A 25159-nucleotide genomic window follows, 5' to 3' on the forward strand; every position below is an offset into this window, starting at 1 on the left:
AAACGCCTCCTACCACGTAGGCGTCACGCTTGCTTGGCATGCCTTACATTCAACACCCTGACGGAAAATCCAAAGACATCGCGCGAAATAAATTTCACGCCTACAATACCTTGCACCTCGTAGGAACGGCTTTAGCCGTGAATAGGTCAGATCTATTCGGCGTTAAAACGCCTCCTACCATGTAGGCGTCATGCTTGCTTGGCGCGTCTTATATTCAACACTCTTTCGATGGATTAACGCCTTTTCCAACAAACAACACAATTCGGCTTCAAACTCCTCGCCTTTATTTTTCACAAAATGATAGCGCTGTCATTTTAGTTTTTATATGATAGGAACGAATTATTAACAAAAATGAAAAATAGTACGCAGAAATACCGTACACTCAGGGCATAAACGAGGAGAAAGTAATGGATTTTAAAAAGTCACTATTCGCGGTAATGCTAGCGACTGCGCCTTTAATGGCTAGTGCAGCATTAACTCAATCGCAAGTTGATCAGTTTGCGAAAGGTACCGAACTGCTATTTTCGGTAGAAGATAACTTTCGTAATAAAGATGCGGGCTTTTTAGGAAAAATTACCCTCAATAATGGCTCTGATGTCGCGTTACCTGCAGGCGAGAGCGACTGGCAGCTTTATATTCACTCAGTTCGTAAAATCTCAACTGAGCATGTCGCAGGCCTAAACATCGAACACGTTAATGGTGACCTTCATCGCATCGTACCAACGAGCTCGTTTAAAGGTTTAGCTGCAGGTGAAAGTATAGAGTTGCCGTTCGATGCGCAAGTATGGATTGTTGCTTACAGTGACTTTATGCCACGGGCATTTTTTGTTTCGGGTAAGAATAAACCAGCCGTATTTGCCAATACCGACACTGAAGACTTTAAACAGTTTGTGACGCCATTTACCCGTGAAAATCAGTTACGCCGTTACAATGAGCCAAAAGATTTATCGGTTTTAGCAACGGCAAAAGTACGCTTTGAGCGTAATAGCGCTGATAAGGTGTCTGTTAGTAAAGAGGATGCTTTAAAGCGTATTATTCCTAAGCCTCGTAAAGTCGATTTTAATCGTGGTAGCGCAACGTTAAATAATAATTGGCAAATTAGTTATCAAGGCCAGCTTAAGCACGAAGTTATGGTGTTTATGCAAGACTTACAAGATGATTATGGTATTAGCCTTAAAGCACAGCCAGATCACATCAATGTCGGTAAAGACAAAGTAATACGCTTAAAAGTCGACCCTAAACTCAATAGCTCAAAAGCAGAAAGCTACACTCTAGAAATTGATGATGACGTGATCACCATCGTAGGTAGCGATAACGCCGGTGTGTTTTATGCGATGCAAAGCTTATTAAACCTCATTCCTGCCAACAGCCAAGGCAGTGCTAGCTTACCGCAGTTAGAACTTGAAGACTCACCGCGCTATGGTTGGCGTGGTATGCATTACGATAATGGTCGTAACTATCATGGCAAAGAAGCAATGTTCAAGCTGGTTGAGCAAATGGCTCGCTATAAAATGAATAAGCTACACTGGCACTTTTCAGAAGATGAAGGTTGGCGACTTGAGATCCCAGGCTTACCAGAGCTCACCGACGTTGGCGGCTATCGCTGCTTTGATTTAGAAGAGCGCGAGTGCTTATTAACTCAGCTTGGTACAGGGCCATTTAAATCAGGCTCTGGCAACGGTTATTTGAAACGTGATGAGTTTGTTGAGCTATTAAAGTTTGCGAAAGACCGCCACATTCAAATCATCCCTGAAGTTGAAGGGCCAGGTCATGCGCGTGCTTCAATCAAAGCGATGGAAGCGCGTTATCACAACATGTTAGAAGAAGCTGAGAAAGCCGCTAAAAACAACATTAAAACGCGCTCTGCAAACAAAGAAATTCAACACATAGATATGGGACCAGTAACGCAATACTTGCTTACTGATCCAAAAGATACCTCTGTGTACATGACGGTACAAAACTACAAAGATAACTCAATGAATGTGTGTATGGACTCTACCTACGCATTTTTAGATAAAGTAACTTATGAACTTCAGCAGATGTATCGCGAAGCGGGTGTTCAGCTAAAGAACCTGCATATTGGTGGTGATGAAGTCGGTGCTGGTTCGTGGATAGGTTCGCCAATCTGTCAGGCGTTATTTGCCGATCCTAATAACGGTGTAGCTGGCCCTGCTGATTTAAAACCTTATTTCACACAACGTGTTGCTACCTTACTTGAAAAACGTGGTATTTCTCCGGGTATTTGGGAAGATGGCATCATGTATGACCGTGAAAACTCGTTTAAACGTGATGAGTTCCCTAATAAAAACTTTACCGTCAATACTTGGGATAACATTTGGGAATGGGGCGTTGCCGATAGAGCATACCGTCTAGCAAATGCCGGTTACCAAGTGGTGTTATCACACGGTACGCATTTGTACTTTGACCACCCATACGAAGCAAGCCCTGAAGAGCGCGGTTATTACTGGGCAACTCGTTACACAGATACTAAAAAGGCCTTTAACTATATGCCTGATGACGTGTATGCCAATGCTGATTACACCCGCACTCGTGAGCCAATTGTTAATTTAGAAGCGTTGGTGGGCCGCCCGTTACCTAAACTTGAAAAGCCAGAGAACATTCTGGGTATGCAAGGACAGGTATGGTCAGAAACAATCCGTACTGAAGAGCAAGTATTAGCAATGATCTTCCCGCGTATTCTGTCAGTGGCAGAGCGCGCATGGCATAAAGCCGATTGGGAAGGCGAAAACGTCGATAGTAAAAAACAAGCAAAAGACTGGGCGGAGTTTTCAAGTGCAGTTGGTTTAAAAGAGCTTGAGAAACTAGCTAAAGACGGCATCAACCTGCATTTACCAGTACCTGGCGGTGTGATTGAAAATGGTAAGTTGTATGCCAACAGCGCATTTGCATATTTGAGCATTGAATACAGCTTAGACAACGGCCAAAGCTGGCAAACTTATGCCGAGCCTGTGAAGGTTGATAGCAATGCAGAAGTTGCACTACGCACCCGCTTAAACGCACAGCAAACCAGCCGCGTGACCGTTGTTGGTGAATAATGTTTTTTCGATAAATAAATGTGACGCTTACAGAAAAACGTAGGCGTCATTTTTTGTTTTAGCCACTTATATTCACAAAGAGAATAAGAGAGCGCTTCGCTTAGAGGAAAACAAAAAAACATTATTGGTATTTCCTCATTCTCTTCTCATTTACTCCTTTTTGTGCAAAAGAACTTTTGAACCACAGAGTACATAGAGGCGCTGCGCGCTACACAGAGAAACCAAGTGATCATAAAAAGCATTATTATTACTTCCTCATTTTCTTCTCATTCACTTCTCTTTGTGCAAAAGAACTATTGAACCACAGAGAATACAGAGGCGCTGCGCGCTACACAGAGAAAACCAAATGATCACAAAGAGGATAAGAGGGCGCTTCGCTCAAGAGAAAGTAATATTGTGGTTTCCTCATTCTTTTTTCATTCACTTCTTTTTGTGAATAAATCTTCGCGCGAAATAAATTTCACACAATGGTATCTAAAAGAAGTATGTCAGCGCTGTCATTTTTGTTGCGATAGTGTTATAAATATTTAATATCTCTTTTATATAATCATCTGAATGAGCAGCGCTGTAGAGTCGAACTGTGCTGTTATAGGAAATGTTATGTCTGAAATAAATAAACAAAGCAGTGTTGTGCCTATGGCGATTGTTGCCACGCTGTTTTTTATACTGGGTTTTGCTACGTGGTTAAATGGCTCACTGATGCCATTTTTACAGCAAATTTTGCAGCTTTCACCATTTCAGGCATCGCTGATCATTTTCTCGTTTTATATCGCCGTGACTTTTACGGCTCTACCTTCGGCGATGATCATCAGAAAGGTAGGTTATAAAAATGGTATGGCGCTGGGTATGGCAACCATGATGGTGGCAGGTTTACTGTTTATCCCTGCGGCAAAAACACAAGTGTTTGCACTGTTTTTATTCGCGCAGCTTGTTATGGGGGCAGGGCAAACGTTATTACAAACAGCGGTTAACCCATACGTAGTCAGAATCGGCCCTGAAGAATCAGCCGCGGCTCGCGTTAGTATTATGGGTATATTAAATAAAGGGGCAGGTGTTGTTGCACCGATTGTATTTACCGCACTGATACTCAGCGACTTTAAAGGCTTTGTAGGTAAAGAGCTTAGCCAAACTGATATTGATGCCATGGCTAATGGCTTAATCTTACCGTATTTAGGGATGTCTATTTTTATTGGTATACTCGGCTTTGCGGTAACTAAAATGCCATTACCAGAGTTAATTGATGACGACGTTGATGAACAGAAACCGGGGCAGGTAAAAGAAGCATTAAGCCATCCGAGTCTTGCTTTAGGGATAGTGGCACTTTTTGTTTATGTAGCTGTTGAAGTAATTGCCGGCGATACCATTGGTAGCTTTGCGTTGTCGTTAGGTATTGAAAAATACAGTGTTATGACATCGTACACCATGGGGTGTATGGTACTAGGTTACTTTTTAGGGATTTTACTTATCCCACGAGTGTTATCGCAGCAAACAGCACTAACTATTTCAGCGGTATTGGGCTGTGTGTTAACGCTAGCGATAGTTACAGGTAGCAATGAAACTGTATTTATATCAACATTGTTTGGCCTAAAATCGGTACTGCCTGATACCTTATTGCTCATTGCTGTGCTAGGCTTTGCTAATGCGATTGTTTGGCCTGCAGTTTGGCCGTTAGCATTATCTGGTTTAGGTAAGCTAACTAGTGTAGGCTCTGGTCTGCTCGTTATGGGCATAGCCGGTGGCGCATTTGGTCCATTATTTTGGGGTCTGGCAAGTGGTGGCGTAAAAAGCGCTGAAGCTCAACAAATGGCTTATATTGTGATGTTGCCTTGTTATTTATTCATACTTTTCTATGCTGTTAAAGGCCACAAGATGAAAAGTTGGAAGTAATTATGAGTTTGAGGTTATGTGTTAAAGCACGCAACCTTGAACTTTGAAAAGCATTTCTAGTAAATAGAAATAATCCCGTGTGTAATGCCACCGAAAGGTGGCATTTTTTTGTTTGAAATTTAAGGTTCTCGTTACACAGAGTAAACCACTTTTATTCACAAAGAGGATAAGAGAGCGCTTCGCTTAAGAGAAAGTAATATTGTGGTTTCCTCATTCACTTCTCTTTGTGCAAAAGAAATATTGAACCACAAACAAACCCGAACAGCCAAAGCTGACGGCTTTTAGATCTGAAAACAGGTTTTAAAGATAAATCTTGAAATTCAAAATAAAAAATATTTAGGAAAATATAGGGATTTACAAAGGGGAGAAGTGGGGCGACTGATGGGGCTTGAACCCACGACAACCGGAATCACAATCCGGGGCTCTACCAACTGAGCTACAGCCGCCACTGAGATACACCTCGTTTGGTGTGGCGCGCATATTACATAATTAACTTAGGCTTGTGAACCCCCTAAATTAAAAAAAGTAAAAAAAACTTACTTGCTTCAGAAAATTCAGAAAAGCAAGTTTAGTCAGTTAGTGTTCAGTTTCGGTATTTAGACTTGCGACTTTTGCAATTGAGCAATTACTCATTTTTTAGTTTGACTGTAATTTAATGATTTTTTAACCAAAGATCATATATAATTTGAACAGCGTTATGCTAAAAATGAACTTCAGGAGAGAATATGGATACAATAATGAACTGGATCAATGAGAATTCAGGTTTAATCATACATTACGCCGTTCAGGCTGTTCTTGCGCTAATCATTTTCTTCATCGGTGGTCGTATCGCAAAATTTTGCGAAGGGATGACTGAAAAAGCATTTGATAAAAAGAAAGTAGACAAAGCCGTAGGTTCATTTGTAGCAAGCATTGTTTATGCTATTGTTTTTGCAGCAACTATCTTAATGGCACTATCTCAACTTGGTATTGAGACAACATCATTCATTGCTATTTTAGGTGCGGCTGGTTTAGCTGTTGGTCTAGCACTTCAAGGTTCACTGTCCAACTTTGCATCAGGTGTTTTAATCATCCTACTTCGCCCTTTCAAATCAGGTGACTATGTAGAAGCCGGTGGTAAAGCGGGTACTGTTAAGAAAATCGAAATTTTCTCTACAGAATTACGTACACCAGATAATAAAGTAATTATCATGCCTAACTCATCAATCATGGGCAGCCCAATTACAAACTTCTCTCGTGAATCAACTCGTCGTATCGATTTAGTAATTGGTGTGGGTTACGATGCAGACCTTAAAGAAGCAAAAGCAGTTCTTAAATCAGTATTAGATAAAGAAACTCGTTTATTAAAAGATCCAGCATACACAGTCGCTGTGTCTGAGCTTGCAGATTCAAGTGTGAACTTTGTAGTTCGCCCGTGGGTTAATTCATCAGATTATTGGCCAACGTACTTCGATCTAATGGAAAACATTAAGATCGCATTAGATGACGCAAATATCACGATCCCATTCCCGCAAATGGATGTTCATTTGCATAAAGAAGATTAATCACAAGTAGTAAAGGTTATTTTTTAATGAAATTAAAAGCTTTATCAATTCTAGTTGCAGCAAGTGCTGCAACTAGCGCATTCGCAGCAGATGAAACTAAAACTTGGGATGTAACCAGTGAACTAGGTGCCATTATTACAAGTGGTAACACTGAAACAACAACACTAAAAGGTGGTGTTAAGGTTTTACATAACCTAGAAAACTGGAATAACGAGTACAAGTTAGACGGTCTTTATAAAGAAGATGAGATCGAAAACGACGACGGTGTTAAAGAAACACAACGTACTAACGAAAAGTACTCAATCTCTGCACAAGGTAACTACAAGTTAAACGAAAAGCACTCACACTTATTCATCTACGGCTCGCACGTATCTGATTACTTTGGTGCATATCGCAACGAATCAGTAATCTCAGCAGGTTATGGTTTACGCGTAATCGACCGTTCTGATATGTGGTTAAACGCTGAAATCGGTCCAGGTTATAAGTATTTCCAATACCCTGATGACAGCACTGAAGTTGATGAAAACGGTAACTCACTTGCCGGCGAGCGCGAAGGTGAAGTTATCGCGTTAGGTAAAGTTGATTATAACTGGCAGATTTCAGACAGCGCTCGTTTTACTCAGTTAGTATCAGTAGAATATGGTGATACCAATACTAAAACACGTTCAGAGTCTGCAATTCTTGCCAAAATCAACGGCTCACTACAAATGAAAGTAGCTTACAACATCACTCACAACTCAGACGTTGCGGATGATAAAGAAAACACAGATACAGAAACGTCACTAACGCTAGTTTACAGTTTTTAACTAAATAAATCGTTTTGTTGACAATTTAATGACAAAAAGGGACGAAAGTCCCTTTTTTATTTCCTTGAGTTTCAGGTAGAATACACAATCTTTTTGACTGTAGAACTATGGATATCCCTACTTGTGATGTTATTTAAAAGATTATTCCTTACTTTTTTGTTTCTAACCACTTCATCGGTATTGGCATTTACTCCTACTGCAGCTCAAATTGAGCAATTCAAAAAGCTCCCAAAGGCTCAACAAGAAGCGCTTGCAAGACAGTATGGAGTCGATTTATCTACGATTACAGGTAAATCTTCTGACGAAGAGCCAATAGAAACTGAATCAACCATTCAACCTCGTTTAGATAAAGAAAAAGAGCCGCTAACCGATGAAGAACGTTTCGCTCCCAAAGAAAGTGAAGTAGAGCCTTTTGGCTATGATATTTTTGCAGGCGAACCAACTTCATTCATGCCAACAGAAAATGCGGCCGTTCCTGATACCTACTTAATTGGTCGTGGAGATGAGCTAACAGTTAACTTTTACGGCAAAGAAAGTGAAAGTTACGATCTGGTTGTTGATCGAGAGGGCCGAATTAATATTCCAAACTTAAGCCCTGTACAGGTAGCAGGATTAACCTTTATTGAGGTTAAAGAACTCATCAAAGCTAAAGTTGAGCAAGAAGTGATTGGCGTTAAAGCGTTTATCTCTGTTGGTCGATTACGCAGTATTCGCATCCTTGTTTTGGGTGAAGCATATAAACCAGGTAGCTATAGTGTTTCCTCTCTTGCGACAGTTTCGCACGCCCTTTTTGTAAGCGGTGGTGTGTCAGATATAGCGTCTTTACGAAATATTCAAGTAAAGCGTGCCGGAAAAGTTGTTGCTAATTTTGATTTATATGATTTATTGATTAATGGTGATAGCAGTAACGATATTATTTTAAAGCCGGGTGATGTCGTGTTCATCCCATCAGTTGGTTCTCAAGTCGCTGTTGAAGGGTTAGTTAAACGACCTGCTATTTTTGAGCTGAAAAAAGGCGAAACAGCAGCACAGTTATTAAAAATGGCGGGTGGTTTAAAACCGCAAGCTTACGCTAAAAAAGCAATTGTTGAACGCTTCAATAACAATAACATGAAAGAAGTGTTATCAGTGGACTTTAGCGGAAATCAAATTAATTATATTCCTCGCGATGGCGACCGCATTCGTTTTAACCCTGTCAGTTTACAATACCAAAACAGTATTAGCCTAATTGGTGCAGTTGCTCGACCTGGTCATTATCAATGGTATGAAGGTAAGCACATTTCTGATGTTCTAACTTCCGTACGTGGTGACCTGCTTCCTCAAGCTGATTTAGGCTATGGCTTACTTGTTCGAGAAATTAACATTTCTGGCGATATTGAGGTTTATCAATTCGATATTGCCCAAGCAATAGTTAAAGCAAAACAACATGATTTAGAACTAAAAGCAAATGATAAACTTTTTGTTTTTAGTCGTTTCCAAGAAAAACAAGCTGAAGAAGCCGCGCTTGCCAACATGGCCCTAACTGTTGAGCAACAGCAGCAGCAAGTAAAAGTAAAGCAGTGGCACGAATATCAGAGAAAAGAGTTTGAAAGGTATGTAGGTGTTTTAAAAGCTGATGATCCTTTTAAAAAAGAGGAAGAAAAAGAGCTAAGCATTGCGGAAATTTCAAAAAGAAAAGCAAAAGAAGAAGAGGTAGAGCTAAAGCCAGAGGATTATGCTGCTTTTAGTCGATACACTTTATTAAAGCCTATTATTGCAAAGCTAAAGCAGCAGGCTTCAGTGCATAATGCAATGCAGCTAGTTGAAATCAATGGTCATGTAACCTATCCGGGTATTTACCCTTTAACTGTAGGTAGTGAAGTTAATGAACTAATTTCTGCAGCTGGAGGTTTGTTGGAGTCTGCTTACACTGAGCAAGCTGAAATAACTCGTGTTGTTGCGGGGGAAGGCTCTAAAGTTGAACACATCAAATTTAATCTAGCTCAGGCTATGTTGGGTACCAAAGTTGAAAATAAAACTCTTAGAAGTAAAGATAGTATAAATATTTTCTCTATTCCTAACTGGCAAGAAAACGTAAAAGTTGAGCTAAAAGGTGAAGTTAAATTTCCTGGTGTTTATACCATTCGTCGTGGAGAAACATTAACCAACTTACTTGAACGTGCGGGTGGCTTTTCTGAATTTGCTGAGCCCGATGCTGCTATTTTTACTCGTGAATCGATTCGTCAACAAGAGCAAATGCAATTAGCTAAACTAGCTGAAGACTTACGAAGAGATATTGCTACAAAAAGCTTCGAAAAGTCAGTTAGCAGTATCCGCTTATCTTATGATGAAATGAATAAGCTCTTGCTTGATTTAGCTAATGTTGAAGCAGTAGGAAGGCTTGTCATTGACTTACCTCTCATTGCAGAGAATAAACAAAATCTAGTGTTACAAAATGGTGATACGCTTTATGTCCCAAGTCAGCGTGATTCAATCAGTGTAATAGGCGAAGTGAACTATACTACTTCTCATTTATTTAAGCCTGGAGTCAGTGTTGATCAATATATTGATCTTAGTGGTGGTTTAAAGGAGCGCGCTGCTGAGGATCGTATTTATATAATCAAAGCAAATGGTTCTGTGACTATACCAAATACTGGCACTTGGTTCGCTGTGAATGACTCTAAGTTATTAGAGGCTGGCGATACTATTGTTGTCCCTATGAACTCTGACTATATGGATAACCTAACACTGTGGAGCACAGCAACGCAGATTGTTTATCAGTTAGGTGTAGCTTTAGCTGCAATTAGTAGTATATAAGCTCTGCATGTTTAGTAGCTTAGTTTAATTCAGCAGCTTCAATTGAGATAAATATGAAAGAAAATTTTGCGTCTGATAATCATAGTCGAATAGATGGTGAGATAGATTTATATGACTTGTTCTTGGTAATAATGAATGGGAAGTGGCTGATTATAACGGTAACTTTTGTTTTATCTTTATTATCAGTGGTTTATGCTATTTACCAACCAAATATATATCGCTCTGAGGCATTGCTGGCGCCAGCTGAGCAACAGCAGTCAAACGGCTTAAGTGCTTTAGCAGGTCAGTTTGGTGGTCTAGCTAGTTTGGCTGGCGTTAACTTGGGGGATTCAGGTTCCAATAATACTGATCTTGCTTTAGCTATACTCAAGTCACGAAAGTTCATTTCTGAGTTTATTGAAAAGCACAGTATTATGCCTGATTTAATGGCGATCGAATCATGGAACTCCATCGATAATACAGTTATCTATGATAAAAATATTTATGATGAAGTGGATCAAAAATGGGTCAGAAAAGTAGAGTTCCCATTTAAACCAAAACCATCAACTCAGGAAGCTTATAAAGAATTTATAAAAATAGTCAGTGCTACAAAAGATCCAGACTCAGGCATGATAATTATTGCTGTGGAGCATTTTTCTCCGTTCATTGCTCAACAATGGGTAAATTGGTTAATAGAAGATATTAATCTTACCATGAAAAAGCGTGATGTAATTGAAGCAACGAAGAGCACTGAGTTTTTAATGGCACAAATTGAAAAAACTAATGTAGCTGATATTCGAGTCGTTTTATATAAATTAGTAGAGGAGCAGGCGAAAACGATAATGTTTGCTAACGTCAGAGATGAGTATGTTTTCAAGACTATCGATCCAGCTCTTGTTCCCGAAGAGAAATTAAAACCTAAACGAGCTTTAATAGTTATTGTAAGCACATTTTTTGCCGGCGTAATCGGTGTTTTTATAGTTTTAATACGCTTTTATATATCAAATAATCGCCGTAAATCTTAATGATAAAAGATAAAGTCTTAGCTTAGAGGTTTTTGTGAACATATTAGTAACAGGTGGTGCTGGGTTTATTGGCTCTGCACTAGTCCGTCATATTATAAATAATACAACTGATTCAGTTATCAATGTTGATAAATTAACCTATGCAGGCAACTTGGAATCTTTGAAGGATATCGAAGAAAGTGAGCGCTATTCTTTTGAATGTCATGACATATGTAATCATAAAGAGATGCAGCGTATTTTCAAAGCTTATCAGCCTGATGTTGTAATGCACTTGGCCGCAGAGAGCCATGTTGATAGATCAATTACTGGTCCGTCAGAGTTCATTCAAACCAATATATTAGGCACGTATACATTGCTAGAAGTAGCAAGAGAATACACATCGACCCTTGATAAAGATAAGAGAGATTCTTTTAAATTTCATCACATATCAACAGACGAAGTATATGGAGATTTGCCACACCCAGACGATTTTGAGGAGCCTAATTGTGAAGATGTACTTCCTCTTTTTACTGAAGAGACTTCGTACGCTCCAAGTAGCCCGTATTCTGCATCAAAGGCATCAAGCGATCACCTTGTTAGGGCTTGGTTAAGAACATACGGTTTACCTGTTGTAATAACTAACTGTTCAAATAACTATGGACCATACCATTTTCCTGAAAAATTAATCCCATTAGTTATTTTAAACGCTTTAGAAGGTAAGCCTTTACCTGTATATGGGGAAGGGAACCAAATTCGAGATTGGTTGTATGTTGAAGATCACGCTCGGGCTCTATATGAAGTTGTAACAAAAGGGCAAGTTGGTGAAACATACAATATTGGTGGTCATAATGAAAAGAAAAACTTAGAAGTTGTCCAGAGTATTTGTGGAATACTGGATAACCTTGTTCCAAAAGAAAAGAAATATTCGGAACAGATTGTTTTTGTTGCAGACAGACCGGGGCATGATAAACGCTATGCTATTGATGCCTCAAAAATTCACTCGGATCTGGGATGGAAACCAGAAGAAACATTCGAAACAGGCCTTTTAAAAACGGTTAAGTGGTACCTAAATAATCAGTCTTGGTGTAAGAGTGTTCAAGATGGCTCTTATAAGCGTGAGCGCCTTGGTCAATTAAAAGGGAATAGTTAATAATGAAAGGCATAATCTTAGCGGGTGGCTCAGGTACTCGACTTTACCCTATTACTATGGGGGTATCAAAGCAGTTACTACCAATCTACGATAAACCAATGGTCTATTACCCTTTATCAGTTTTAATGTTAGCAGGGATACGTGAAATTCTCTTAATCACTACACCTGAAGATAGAGACTCATTTCATCGTTTACTTGGGACTGGTGAGCAGTTTGGTATCAAACTTAGCTATTCTGTCCAACCCACTCCTGACGGGCTAGCTCAAGCATTTATCTTAGGTGAGCAGTTTATTGGAAATGATGATGTATGCTTGGTATTAGGCGATAATATTTTTTATGGGCAAGGTTTTTCCCCTAAACTTAAGCATGCTGTTGAGAATGCTCAAAATGGTAATGGTGCAACTGTTTTTGGTTATCAAGTTAAAGATCCTGAACGCTTTGGCGTTGTAGAGTTTGATGATGAGCAAAAGGCTATTTCAATTGAAGAAAAACCAGCAAAGCCGAAGTCTCACTATGCGGTAACAGGGTTATATTTTTATGATAATTCAGTGGTTGAAGCAGCAAAAAAAGTTGAGCCTTCTCATCGTGGTGAGCTAGAAATAACAACACTTAATGAAATGTATCTCCAAAAAAATAAACTTAACGTTGAAATCCTTGGACGTGGTTTTGCTTGGTTAGATACTGGTACTCATGAAAGCCTATTAGAGGCAGCAAGCTTTGTTGAAACAATTGAAAAACGACAAGGTTATAAAATAGCCTGTTTAGAGGAGATAGCTTTTAATAATGGTTGGCTTTCTGCTGATTGTATTAAAGAGCGTGCAAAACTATTTTCTAAGAACGGCTACGGGCAATATCTTTCAGGCTTACTAAAAGATATATGAAAACAGCAGTAAATGGGTTGAAGTGGAGTGCTCTAGAAAGGTTGGGTGTTCAAGCTATTCAACTAATCGTAATGTTGTTACTTGCCCGTCTTTTAGGGCCCGATGCTTTTGGTTTAATTGGTATTCTCACCGTTTTTATTGCCATAAGCCAGGTGATATCTGATAGTGGCTTCAGCTCGGCTTTAATTAGGCTAAAAGAACGCACAGAAATTGATTTTTCAACTGCTTTCCAATTTAACATTTTAGTTGCTTTACTTTGTTATTTAGCTTTATTTATAGGCGCAAATCAGATAGCTGTTTTCTTTGAGCAGCCAGAGCTTGAAGCTCTAATTAAAGTTTTAGGTTTATCTATAATTATCAATAGTTTTACGCTGGTTCAAAAAGCTAAATTGACGATTAAAATGGACTTTAAAACTCAAGCAAAAGCTTCTTTGTCAGCTGTATTTATTAGTAGTGTAGTATCTATTACTTTAGCTTACTTCGACTATGGAGTTTGGGCTTTAGTTTATCAAATACTAATAAACTCATTCTTAACAATGGTGTTATTAAATATATTTCATCCCTGGTTACCTAAAAGTTCATTTAATATACAGTCATTCAGTTATTTATTTGGTTTCGGTTACAAATTATTGCTTGCGGCAATGCTCGATACTTTGTTTAAAAATATATATCAGTTAATCATAGGTAAACAATTTAACCCAACTCAAGTGGGTATTTTTACTCAAGCGAATCAACTTGCTAGTGTTCCTGCAATGACTTTCACCACGATAGTCCAAAGAGTTACTTATCCTATGTTAAGTAATATACAAAGTGAAACTGACAAGTTTGAATACAGCTACAAGTTAACGCTACGAATGGCTGCTTTTGTTATTTTTCCGCTTATGGCTGGGTTAGGTATCATTGCAAGGCCGTTTATTAAAGTTGTACTAGGAGATGACTGGTTACAAGCCGCAGATTTACTTACGATCTTGAGTTTCACTTTTATGCTGTATCCTATCCATGCTATTAATTTAAACTTATTACAGGTCAAAGGTCGTTCAGATATTTTTTTAAAGCTTGAAGTTATAAAAAAAGCATTCATTGTTTTAATATTATTTATAACAATACCTTTTGGTATTAAGGCTATTTGTATAGGGATGCTTATCCATACATATTTAGCTTTTTTTATTAATTCATATTATACAGGTCAATTTAGTAAGCTTAAAATACGTGATCAACTAAATGCACTGGCGCCTATTTGGTTGATGGTTGCGTTGAGTGCTTTATGCTCATATTTTATTGTCACAAGTATCGTTTCTGTACTCCTCTTAAATAGCTACATGCAGTTGTTTCTTTTATTAATAACTATGCCGCTAATATATATTGCCTCAGCAAGGGTCTTTCAACGAGATTTGTACACGCAAATTCTAAATATTATCTTACGAAGAAAGGTTTAACTTAAATGGATAAAATTACGGTAACTTCACCATTGCTTCCACCATTGAAAGAAGTGATTCCTTACTTAGAAGATATCTGGGATCGTAAATGGTTGACTAATAACGGCATATATCATCAACAGTTAGAGAAAAAGCTTTGTGAGTATTTAGGTGTGCCTTATATCAGTTTATTTTCAAATGGGACACTTGCACTAATAACAGCTCTTCAATCGTTAGAATTAAAAGGTGAGGTAATAACAACACCATACACTTTTGCAGCCACCGCACATGCAATTATGTGGAATGACTTAAAACCAGTATTTGTGGATATTGATCCAGTAACCATGAACTTGGATCCTAGTTGTATTGAAGCAGCAATAACAGATAATACATGTGCAATTTTACCGGTGCATGTTTATGGTACCCCCTGTGATAATCAGACGATTGCTGCTATCGCGAAAAAATATGATCTTAAAGTTATTTATGATGCAGCACATGCGTTTGGCGTAAAAGAAAGAGAGCAATCAATTTTAAATTATGGAGATCTATCTATTTTGAGTTTTCACGCTACGAAAACATATTCAACAATAGAAGGTGGTGCTGTGATTTGTAAAAGCCAAGAAGAAAAAGATAAATTAGACCAATTGAAAAACTTTGGCTTTGAATCGGAGACTGTAATTAAAGCATGCGGTATGAATGCAAAATTAAATGAGATTCAAGCAGCATTTGGGTTGGCATCATTGAAAAAAGTTGATGCCGCAATTGAAAGACGCTCCGAAATTGCAGCTCTATATCAACAAAGTCTCGTAAATGTTTCTGGCCTATCGACATTGCGAATCAATCATGAGGTCAGCCTTAATCATTCATATTTTCCAATAATTATTGATGTTGATAAATTTGGAATTGACCGAGATACACTAGCCCTAAAGTTAGAAGAAAATAATATCTTTGCTAGACGCTATTTTTATCCGATTGTAAGTGAATTTGAAGTGTTCAAAAGTGAATATTCAGATACGCCAATAGCTAAAGATATTTCTAATAGAGTTTTATGTTTACCAATTCATGCTGATCTTACTTTGGAACAACAGCAAAGAGTTATTGATACGATTTTGAATAGTCGTGGGGGAAAAAAGTGAAAGTCATATTAACTTACGGAACATTCGATCTGTTCCATGTTGGACATGTAAGACTTCTTGAAAGGCTTTCAAAGTTGGGAGATAAGCTTATTGTTGGTCTTTCATCTGATGAATTTAACAAAGGTAAAGGCAAAAGTTCGTTTTTCTCATATCAAGAAAGAGCTGAAATACTTTCGTCATGTAAATTTGTCGATTTAGTAATTCCAGAGCATTCGTGGGAACAAAAAGAGACTGATATTAAAAAGTATAATGTAGATGTTTTTGCAATGGGAGACGATTGGGAGGGACGTTTTGATTCTCTTAAATCATTATGCGAAGTTGTATATTTACCCAGAACTAAAAGTATCTCAACCTCTGAAATCAAAACTTTAATAGCTGAATTAAAGAAAAATGACTTGGATAAAGTTCAAAAAAGTCTAAATGATGCAATTGAAATTATTAAACAACTGAACTATAGCGAGTAACATATGGACTCTAAATTAAGCAGTGAAGATATCCGTAAGCAGTTACTTACTATGGCTGTTGATATTACAAAAACTCTAGATGAGCACAAGATACCTTACATCCTTACATATGGAACATTGCTTGGTGCTGTTCGTCATTCAGGTTTTATCCCTTGGGATGATGATTTCGATATAGCTATTCCCGCAACTTACCAGAAAAAGGCAATTCAGGTTTTAAGCAAAATATCTAAATACCATTTTCTTTCACTTGCATCAGATGATTACTTTGACTGGGTTTTAAGGGTAACTGACAAATCAACAAAAACGACTTCAAAAGAGACTGAATGGGATGTTTATAACCACACCATGAGTAGAGAAGATATTGGCCTATGTGTGGATATTTATCCATTTTACTGTTTGCCTGATAATGCTTTTAAGTTTAAAACCCATAAGCTTTTCACTAAAGTATCAAGCTGGCTAATTCGTAAATCTTTTGCAAAAAAATCTAATTTTATCAAGAAGCTTGGCTTCGCAATGCTAAGTTTACGTGCGAACGCTAGTGAAGGTAAGTATTACACCGATGCTGGTCGAATTTATTATCAACCAACTTTGTTCACACAAACAGAATATATCGATTTTGAAGAATTTAAATTTCGCGCCCCTACAGAGCCTGAAAAGTTTTTAGAAAGCCGCTACGGCGACTGGCAGAAATTACCTACTCAAGAAGAAATAGATAAAGCAATACATTATGAGGAAACTTTTTGGCGATGAATAGGGTGTTAGTTGTACCTAGTGGTACTGAAGTTGCGCAAGAAATTGTCAGATCATTATCTGTTGTAAAAGGTGTAGAGCTTTATGGTGCTAATGGTATTGATTGCTTTACTGAGATCCCTCGTGCTCGTCACATTGTAGGTATTCCATTTATTGATGAGCCTGATTTTATAGATGTAATTACTAGCTTAATTAAAGAAAATGGGATTACTCATATTTTTCCAGCGCATGATTCAGCATCTTTAAAATTAAGTGAGTTTGCTGACTCATTAGGTGCACAAGTGATCAGTTCAAGCTACGAAACAAATAAAGTATGCAGATCAAAGTCTCTGACTTACAAAGCGCTAGAAAAGGTCGTCAAAGTCCCAAAAACATATCTTTCAAAGAATGAAGTAGAGTCATTTCCTGTTTTCGTAAAACCTAATATTGGGCAAGGAAGTGTTGGAACAAAACTTATAACGAAAGCGAGTGAACTTCTAGATGTTACCGAGGATGATATTCTTTGTGAATATTTACCAGGAGAAGAGTTCACTGTTGACTGTATCAGTGATGCAGATAACCAGCTTCAATATGCTCAAGCCAGAAAGCGCAATGCTATGAGAAACGGTATTGCAACGGAGACAGAATTAGTAAATGACAATAGTTTATTTTATTCATTCGCTGAGAAAATAAACAAATCTTTAAAATTCCAAGGAGCTTGGTTTTTTCAAGTGAAAAAAGATTCGCTAGGTGAACTTTGTTTACTAGAAGTTGCAACTCGAATCGCTGGATCAATGATCACGAGCAGAATGAACGGTATTAATTTTGCCGAAATGTCGCTTTTTATCTCAAATGGTATTCCAGTAAAAGCTTTAAAAAATAATTTGGAAATTAAGCTTTTTAGAAATTTAGCATATCAGTTTGATATAAAATTAAATTTTAATGTCCTTTATACTGACTTTGATGATTGTTTAATTTTCGGTGATAAAGTCAACGACAAATTAGTGCAATTCATTTTTCAGTGTATAAATAAAAATATTAAAGTGGTTTTAATCACACGTCATGCGGACGATATCCATCAAACCTTAAAAAATATGAGGCTTTCCCAGCTTTTTGATCAAGTTATTCATATAACAGATGGTGCACCTAAGTCTCAATTTATAACTGAAAAAAACGCAATTTTTATTGATGATTCATTTGCAGAAAGGTTAGATGTAATGGGTGTATGTAACATTCCTTGCTTTTCAGTGGATATGGTTCAAGGTCTGACATGTTTAAAGAACTAACTCCCCTGCCAACAGAGCAAGAGATAAAATCATTTTGGAAGCATGTTGATAAAACATATATCAGTATAATTTGTACTTGTTTCAATCAACAAGATTACATCGCCGACGCTATAAACTCATTTCTTGCTCAAAAGACAGAATACGCTTTTGAAATAATAATTCATGATGATGCATCTACTGATAAAACAAGCGATATATTAAAAGCGTATGAGCAGAGCTATCCAAGTATCGTCAAAGTTATCTACCAAACAGAAAACCAATACTCTAAGGGTAATGTTAAAGTAGAAAATATTGCATTCAGAAAAAGTCGTGGTGAATACATTGCTTTATGTGAAGGAGATGATTTTTGGGTTGATGAACTAAAGTTACAAAAGCAATTAGAGGGTTTACTTGCATGCCCTGACTTAAAACTGTGTTTTACATCAGCTTATACATTAGCTCCTAATGGACAAGTAAATAAAACCGCTAATTATAACGAAAAAGTAAAAGTTTTTTCGTTTAGTGACATTATTATAGGTGGTGGAGCTTTGATTCCTACTGCCAGTATTTTCATGCGAAGAAGCGTGATGGAGAGCTTACCAAGGTGGTTTGAAAGCGCTCCTGTTGGTGATATTTTTATCCAAATAAATGGATCTAAGCCCCAAGGAGCTTTATATCTTCCTGATGTAACAGTTGTTTATCGAGTAGATGCTGTTGGTTCATGGAGTGTATCGCAAAAGCATGTACCTGAGGAAAAAGTTAAGTCGCAGGTTGCAAAGTTAGCTTCTTGCTATAATTTGCTAGCTGAAGATAACGATAATTATGATGATTATCAAATTGCTAAATTAAATCTATATATTGCGAACGCATTAAAAGCTATTTCACAACAAAGGTATGGGCTTGCTAAGTACTTTATTAATAAATCAAAAGAGCTCCCTCATAGCTCTAAAAGAAAACAGGTATTAATTGCTTTTCAACATTGTTTGCCATTTTTTAGATTACTACATAATACAGTTAAAAGTTTTAGATGAAGCTCTGTGAAGGCTAGATATGCCCATTAATACTAAACCAATATTTTTCATCCTAACGCTACTTTTGTCACTGTATACACTAAGACTTGTAGGGCCTTTATCAGTTGCTGACTTTGGGGCTATGCTATTTATATTTATATCGCTATTAAAGTTCAGAAGTGTGGTCATTAATGACTTTAATGTAGTTTTTTTAGTTTGGGTACTGGTATCGCTAATTTCTTCTTTAGGTCTAATTTATGAAGACTACTTTACAGTAACAGGTTTTCTAGGGACTGGTTTGCGGATATTGGTGTCAATGGCTTTACTATTATGCCTGCCACTATGGTTGAAAAGTAAGGAGGAGCAGTTCCAAGCTATTGGCGCTTTGCTATCTATCGTTATTTTTCACAGCATTGTCCAGCTTGTATTTGTTGCTCTATTTTATCTCAATAAAGCTCCATTTTTGAATTTGGTACCACATGGCGATCAATCATCTAGACAAGAATGGCTCAATGTTTATGACTATACGTTTTACACTAGGTTTGGTGGAGTGTTTGAAGAGCCTTCATGGTACTCCTGGTTTATGGTGGCATGTATAGGTTTGATTATTTCTTTTGAAATAGTGAATAGAGTTTCGATAATTACTAAGAGGAAGTGGTTATTAATATTATCCGCTTTGTTTTTTACGTATTCTATTGCAGGAATAGCTTCAATCGTTATTCTAATAGCTTATAAGATATTGAGTGGGAGTATTCGGGCTAAAATTAGAAGTGTAGTATTTATTTCTATTGCTCTTCCTGCTCTTATACTGTTGAATCCGGATTCTGCTTTATTGAAGCGGTTAATGGGGGTGTTTAGTGGCACAGATGGCTCATCAAATACGCGGATTTTTGATTCCTTCACAAAGCTAAAATTAGTACTCGAAAACAATATGACTGGCACGGGAATAGGTAACAGCATAGAGGGTATTTACCATTATGATGTTACAAACAGCTTTACAGTTATCTCTACTCAAAACGGCTTTATTGAAGCATTTGTATCAACAGGGTTGATAGGTGGGGCAATCTTTATGGTCCCTTTTGTCTATTTTTTATGTGTGAAGAAATATTGGCTATCACTTATAACTATGACCTTGGTCTTTTTCACTACCAGTGCATTGTTTATCGTTGTAATGTGGTTCTTTATGGCTCTTGCGTATTTACTTTTTAAAGACTTGAAAATTAACCCACAACCCTCAACCTAATTAACTCCTAAATCGCTTAATATAGAACAATTAGTCATGAAGAGTATTATGAAAAGAGAATTAGTTATTTCTACTGTTTTTAGTAATTTAGAAAAAACAAAAATGCTTGCCGAGCAATGTTTTGAGTCTACAAGTATCAGGTCAACTATAGTTTGCCAGTTATTTGAAATAGCTGAATGCTCAAAACAGAATGAGTACACAGAGGCGTACGATATTGTTTATTCAAATGACAGGGGGTTGGCTAAAAGTAGGATGCTAGGAATTTTATCTTCAAATGCTGACCTAATTTGGATTGCTGATGACGATATTGAAGTCGTGCCTGAAGGTGCAATTGAAGCTTTCTCTGCACTAGAAAGTGCAGGTAATGACTTTATAACTACGAAGTATGCAATAAATGAAACTCAGGAGCGAAAGAGTTATTCGGGTCAAGTTTTTAATCACTCTAATCTGAGCATTATGAAAGTAAGCTCGATAGAAATAATCATCAATAAGCAAAATGTTTTAAACTTAGGAGTCGGTTTTGATTCTCGATTTGGGCTTGGAGCAAAATACAAGTCTGGAGAGGAGAATGTTTTTTTAGCTGATATTTTATCAAGAGGGGGAAAAGGACAGTATCTACCTATTGTAACTTCTATTCATAGAGAAGTGACATCTGGAGGTGACTTTAGTAACCCACTAACAAATATCTCAAAAGGAGCAATTTTCAAGAGAATCTTTGGCTGGTGGGGCCTACCTATTTTATTTGCTTTTTATGGCCGGAAACTTATTAACAAAGAAATCAAAGCTTATCAGTCATTCACCTGTGTGTTTACATCTCTCAAAGGCTTTTTTCGGTTATAGAAATAGGCCTAATCCATTCATTTCATGCTTGGGTTGTTGATTAATCAATTCACCTGAATTTACATCAGAAAATAAAAAATGTAGAGCTTTCCCTTTCTTTAAAACATATTAATTTAGTGTATAATACCGCTCTTTAAATTTTTGCTGAATGCAGTCGCACTTTTTAAAAAGTTTTTACATTAGGTAACAGTTTTTTTTACAAGGATATGTTTTTATGCTTTGGGGTGGTTTTCTTTTATGCGTAATAAATAGTTAAACTGAATACTAAATGTATTTTGTTTCAATTTTATTAAATAGGTAATCTCGTGTCACAACTGCTGTGGCAATGCTGATGTAGTCATCTAGTGTTGAATAAACCATAACTGCCAATGAGGCTACTAAGCATAGATATAGCACATGGAGTTACTTACTTAATGACTTTGACACTTTTCTCTTCTAGCTTGTTCTATAGAATATTATTAATGATTAAAAATTTAAAAAATGGAAAGCCCTTTAAGGCGCCTAAGTATGCTTATAATACAAGTGAAATATACGTTTATTGCCCAGAAGCGCAAGTCGAAGCGATTAGAAGTGTTTTATCAAATTATGAAATTAAAGTGCACTTCAATGATTACTCTTTAGTTAATCTTGATGAAAAAATCATAACTCATTATGAAAATATTCACCTTTCTGAGCATCAAAGAGAGTTTTTGGTAACAGCAACTGAGCTAGGTGCGTGGGTTGAGCCATTGGTAAGTTATCTTGATGAAAGGTTTGGCTATACAGAGGTTTCATTATTAAAAAGTAGTTACTTTTTACACCAAAAAGCTTTTTCAATTTTATCAACAAAACGCACTCAAAGAGCAAAAAGGTTTATTGATTTATCGTCGGCTTTACTGCTGCTTTTTTTGACGTCTCCAGTAATTTTGATTACAGCTATTTTAATAAAGCTCGAGTCCAAAGGACCTGTTTTATATAGACAGTCTCGTACTGGGCAATACAATATTGAGTTTAATGTAGTCAAATTTCGCTCTATGCGAGTTGATGCTGAAGCAAACGGAGCACAATGGGCAAGCGAAAATGACTCTCGAGTAACAAAGGTTGGGGCTTTTATACGAAAAACCAGAATCGATGAATTGCCACAGCTATTTAATGTTATAAGAGGGGATATGTCGATGGTAGGACCTAGGCCTGAGCGGGAAGTTTTTATCAAAGAGCTTGAACAAGAGATTCAATATTACCGTTTTCGTCATGCCGTAAAGCCAGGTTTAACAGGTCTTGCACAAGTTAGCTACCCTTATGGTGCTTCGCTAAATGATGCTATCTGGAAGCATAAATACGATATTCACTACATAAAACATCATAGCACTTTTTTAGATATGAAGATCTTTTTGAAAACTATCAAAGTGGTCTTGTTTGGTTTAGGTAGATAATGAATGAAGCCTTTAGTTTCGGTTGTTATGCCGACCTTCAATGCAGAGAAGTATTTAGCTGAAAGCATAAACTCGGTTCTAGCCCAGACTTATAATAACTGGGAGCTGTTAATAACAGATGATTGCTCAACAGATGATACAGTTGCTATTGCTAAAAAATATGCTGATTCTGACTCTAGGGTTAAATTATTTATTCAACCACAGAACCAAGGAGCTGGAGCTGCTAGAAACAACTCTATAAAGAATGCAAAGGGTAAGTATATTGCTTTTCTGGATGCTGATGATCTTTGGCTACCAAAAAAGTTAGAAAAGCAGGTTTTGTTTGCTCAAAAAAATAATCATGCTTTGACTTATACAAGTTACCAAAAATTTTCAGGTAATAAACTAGCTGGGATCGTAACTCCTCCAAAGAGTACAACTTATAGCAAATTAATGTATAGCAATGTTATAGGTTGTTTAACCGCGATGTACGATGCTGAGCAACTTGGAAAAAAATATATGCCATTAATTCGTAAGCGACAAGATATGGGGCTATGGTTAGATATTTTAAAAGAAGTTCCCGCAGCATATTGTTTGAGAGAGCCTCTTGCTCGCTACCGTGTTGGAGTTGGTATGAGTGCTAATAAACTTAAAATTTTATCATATCAATGGCGATTTTATAGAGATGTAGAAAAGCTTGGCTTATTGAGAGCTACTTACACTTTTGGCGTATATGCGATGAAAGGCTTTAGAAAACACACTAAGTGAGCCAGTGGGTCGAAGTTTACAATTGTAAAGCTATTTCTTTTCTAGGCATCAAGGGTTTTCTTCCAAAAAGAAAGTTTATCTTCAGCTGTGATCAGAATACCAGAGTTGCACAGCAAATTAATAAATCATACATTTAATCCGTTTCTAATAGACACACCTAACTTCTCTGCGTATAATCGCTGGCTCATAAAAACCAGTCCTTTTGGATTGGTTTTAAGGAACATGAGTATTTTAGGTGTGGCTATGGAAAGTTGGTACTTACTTTTTTGTAAATCAAAACAAGAACAAAGAGCTAAAATTAACCTTCAAAACCAAGGTTTTGAAGTCTTCATTCCTGAACACCAAATAGAGCGCATTGCTAAAGGGCGCCGTACTATTCGAGTATCACCTCTCTTCCCTAATTATATATTCATAAAGTTATGTACGAAAAACTGTAACTTTTCTGCGGTAAAAAATACTCGAGGCATAAGTGGCTTTGTTACATACGGCCAGCAATTTCAGCTTGTCTCAGAACAGTTGATTGCGCAACTCAAATCTATGAATGATATGTGTGAGATAACTTCTGCGTTACCAAAAACGGGAGATGTTGTTTATTTGAATACAGAGTCATTTAAAAACGTTGAAGCTATTTACCAAGAGCCAGATGGCGATATGCGAAGCATACTTCTCATTAATTTGCTGAATAAACAAATAAGCGTAAGTGTAGAAAATAAAGAAATCAGTTTATAAATCGTGCTCCAGCGCGATGTTTATGTAGGAACGGCTTTAGCCGTGAACATATTCAAAATGTTCGGCGTTAAAACACTCCTACAGAACGGGTAATACTTAGGAACGGCTTTAGCTGTGAACATGCTTTAAATGTTCGGCGTTAAAACACTCCTACAGAACGGGTAATACGTAGGAGCTGCTTTAGCCGTGAACATATTCAAGATGTTCGGCGTTAAAACACCTCCTATAGTGTAGGCTTTATGTTTTAACATTAAAAAATAACAATAAAATCAGTACGTAGGAACTGCAACCTAGGGGCGGAAGCGTGCCCGAAGGGCTAGACAAGGTGTAGGCGACACGCTTGCTTGGCGCGTCTTAAGCATAGCGTTACTGTTAACATGTCGCGATGTCGCGATGTCGCGCGAAATAAATTTCACGCCTACATCAAAGACATTTAATCGCACAAAGAGGTTAAGAGGCGCTGCGCTAAAGAGGAGTTATTTAGGTTTTCTCATTTACCCTCATTCATTTCTCTTAGTGCAACTAGAAACTAGTAAAGGATATTCACAAAGAGACTATGAAGCGCTGCGCTAAAGAGGTAAACCAAGTATTTTGGTTCTCTCATTTAGCCTCATTCATTTCTCTTAGTGCAACTAGAAACTAGTGATGAATATTCACAAAGAGGTTAAGAGGCGCTGCGCTAAAGAGGAGTTATTTAGGTTTTCTCATTTACTCTTATTCACTTCTCTTTGTGCTAAAAAGAACTAGTAAAGGATATTCACAAAGAGGCTATGAGCTGCTTCACTGAAGAGTAAATAAAGAAGTTTTGCCTTACTCATTTAATCTCGTTTATTTATCTTTATGCCAATAGGGATTAGTAAAGGATATTCACAAAGAGGTTAAGAGGCGCTGCGCTAAAGAGGTAAACCACGTATTTTGGTTCTCTCATTTACCCTCATTCACTTCTCTTAGTGCAACTAGAAACTAGTGATGAGTATTCACAAAGAGACTATGAGCTGCTTCACTGAAGAGTAAATAAAGAAGTTTTGCCTTACTCATTTAATCTCGTTTATTTATCTTTATGCCA

The 25159-nt window shown here is 37.3% G+C and carries 19 protein-coding genes and 1 tRNA gene; 19 read left to right on the forward strand and 1 reads right to left on the reverse strand.

What is annotated here, in order from left to right; genetic code table 11:
* Positions 1–407 precede the first annotated feature (407 nt).
* A complete protein-coding gene (locus ISP07_RS11525; protein ID WP_209327685.1) occupies positions 408–3056 on the forward strand; it encodes a family 20 glycosylhydrolase in 2649 nt (882 codons plus the stop codon).
* 600 nt (positions 3057–3656) lie between these two features.
* Complete coding sequence (gene nagP, locus ISP07_RS11530) at positions 3657–4943, forward strand: N-acetylglucosamine MFS transporter NagP (protein WP_138601626.1); 1287 nt, start codon at positions 3657–3659, stop codon at positions 4941–4943.
* 370 nt (positions 4944–5313) lie between these two features.
* On the opposite strand, the gene ISP07_RS11535 is transcribed toward nagP, so the two are convergent.
* Positions 5314–5389: transfer RNA gene (locus ISP07_RS11535), tRNA-His, on the reverse strand.
* A gap of 279 nt (positions 5390–5668) precedes the next feature.
* Here ISP07_RS11535 and ISP07_RS11540 point away from each other — a divergent pair.
* From ISP07_RS11540 to rfaH, 17 genes are all read left to right on the forward strand, one after another.
* The gene (locus tag ISP07_RS11540) at positions 5669–6487 is read left to right on the forward strand and encodes a mechanosensitive ion channel family protein (RefSeq protein ID WP_054552509.1); all 819 of its coding nucleotides are present in this window, start codon (positions 5669–5671) and stop codon (positions 6485–6487) included.
* A 26-nt stretch (positions 6488–6513) separates the two neighbouring features.
* Complete coding sequence (locus ISP07_RS11545) at positions 6514–7293, forward strand: DUF481 domain-containing protein (protein WP_054552510.1); 780 nt, start codon at positions 6514–6516, stop codon at positions 7291–7293.
* 126 nt (positions 7294–7419) lie between these two features.
* On the forward strand, positions 7420–10089 hold the full coding sequence (locus ISP07_RS11550; protein ID WP_209327717.1) for an SLBB domain-containing protein: 2670 nt from the start codon (positions 7420–7422) through the stop codon (positions 10087–10089).
* A gap of 53 nt (positions 10090–10142) precedes the next feature.
* The gene (locus tag ISP07_RS11555) at positions 10143–11093 is read left to right on the forward strand and encodes a Wzz/FepE/Etk N-terminal domain-containing protein (protein ID WP_138619726.1); all 951 of its coding nucleotides are present in this window, start codon (positions 10143–10145) and stop codon (positions 11091–11093) included.
* A gap of 34 nt (positions 11094–11127) precedes the next feature.
* Positions 11128–12222, forward strand: a complete 1095-nt coding sequence (gene rfbB, locus ISP07_RS11560; RefSeq protein WP_138619725.1) for a dTDP-glucose 4,6-dehydratase — start codon at positions 11128–11130, stop codon at positions 12220–12222.
* Positions 12223–12224: 2 nt separating this feature from the next.
* Positions 12225–13103, forward strand: coding sequence for a glucose-1-phosphate thymidylyltransferase RfbA (gene rfbA, locus ISP07_RS11565; protein ID WP_194442132.1), 879 nt, complete (start codon positions 12225–12227; stop codon positions 13101–13103).
* On the forward strand, positions 13100–14539 hold the full coding sequence (locus ISP07_RS11570) for a lipopolysaccharide biosynthesis protein (protein ID WP_209327686.1): 1440 nt from the start codon (positions 13100–13102) through the stop codon (positions 14537–14539). The genes rfbA and ISP07_RS11570 overlap by 4 nt, the downstream gene beginning before the upstream one ends.
* Before the next feature lie 5 nt (positions 14540–14544).
* Entirely contained in the window at positions 14545–15654 is a 1110-nt protein-coding gene (locus tag ISP07_RS11575; RefSeq protein ID WP_138619722.1) for a DegT/DnrJ/EryC1/StrS family aminotransferase, read from the forward strand.
* The gene (gene tagD, locus ISP07_RS11580) at positions 15651–16118 is read left to right on the forward strand and encodes a glycerol-3-phosphate cytidylyltransferase (RefSeq protein WP_138619721.1); all 468 of its coding nucleotides are present in this window, start codon (positions 15651–15653) and stop codon (positions 16116–16118) included. The genes ISP07_RS11575 and tagD overlap by 4 nt, the downstream gene beginning before the upstream one ends.
* Positions 16119–16121: 3 nt before the next feature.
* Entirely contained in the window at positions 16122–16868 is a 747-nt protein-coding gene (locus ISP07_RS11585; protein ID WP_194442128.1) for a LicD family protein, read from the forward strand.
* A complete protein-coding gene (locus ISP07_RS11590; protein ID WP_209327687.1) occupies positions 16865–18133 on the forward strand; it encodes an ATP-grasp domain-containing protein in 1269 nt (422 codons plus the stop codon). Before ISP07_RS11585 ends, ISP07_RS11590 begins: the two co-directional genes overlap by 4 nt.
* Positions 18118–19143: a glycosyltransferase family 2 protein gene (locus ISP07_RS11595; protein ID WP_209327688.1), complete on the forward strand. Its 1026-nt coding sequence runs from the start codon at positions 18118–18120 to the stop codon at positions 19141–19143. The genes ISP07_RS11590 and ISP07_RS11595 overlap by 16 nt, the downstream gene beginning before the upstream one ends.
* Before the next feature lie 19 nt (positions 19144–19162).
* A complete protein-coding gene (locus ISP07_RS11600; protein ID WP_138619717.1) occupies positions 19163–20365 on the forward strand; it encodes an O-antigen ligase family protein in 1203 nt (400 codons plus the stop codon).
* Between the two features lie 48 nt (positions 20366–20413).
* A complete protein-coding gene (locus ISP07_RS11605; protein ID WP_209327689.1) occupies positions 20414–21205 on the forward strand; it encodes a hypothetical protein in 792 nt (263 codons plus the stop codon).
* 461 nt (positions 21206–21666) lie between these two features.
* Positions 21667–22617, forward strand: coding sequence for an exopolysaccharide biosynthesis polyprenyl glycosylphosphotransferase (locus ISP07_RS11610; RefSeq protein ID WP_209327718.1), 951 nt, complete (start codon positions 21667–21669; stop codon positions 22615–22617).
* A 3-nt stretch (positions 22618–22620) separates the two neighbouring features.
* Complete coding sequence (locus ISP07_RS11615; protein WP_209327690.1) at positions 22621–23364, forward strand: glycosyltransferase family 2 protein; 744 nt, start codon at positions 22621–22623, stop codon at positions 23362–23364.
* 222 nt (positions 23365–23586) lie between these two features.
* Positions 23587–24093, forward strand: a complete 507-nt coding sequence (gene rfaH / locus ISP07_RS11620) for a transcription/translation regulatory transformer protein RfaH (RefSeq protein ID WP_420706843.1) — start codon at positions 23587–23589, stop codon at positions 24091–24093.
* Positions 24094–25159: the final 1066 nt, after the last annotated feature.

This window comes from Pseudoalteromonas sp. PA2MD11 (genome assembly GCF_017808125.1).
In the GTDB taxonomy this organism is placed as follows: Bacteria; Pseudomonadota; Gammaproteobacteria; order Enterobacterales; family Alteromonadaceae; genus Pseudoalteromonas; species Pseudoalteromonas simplex.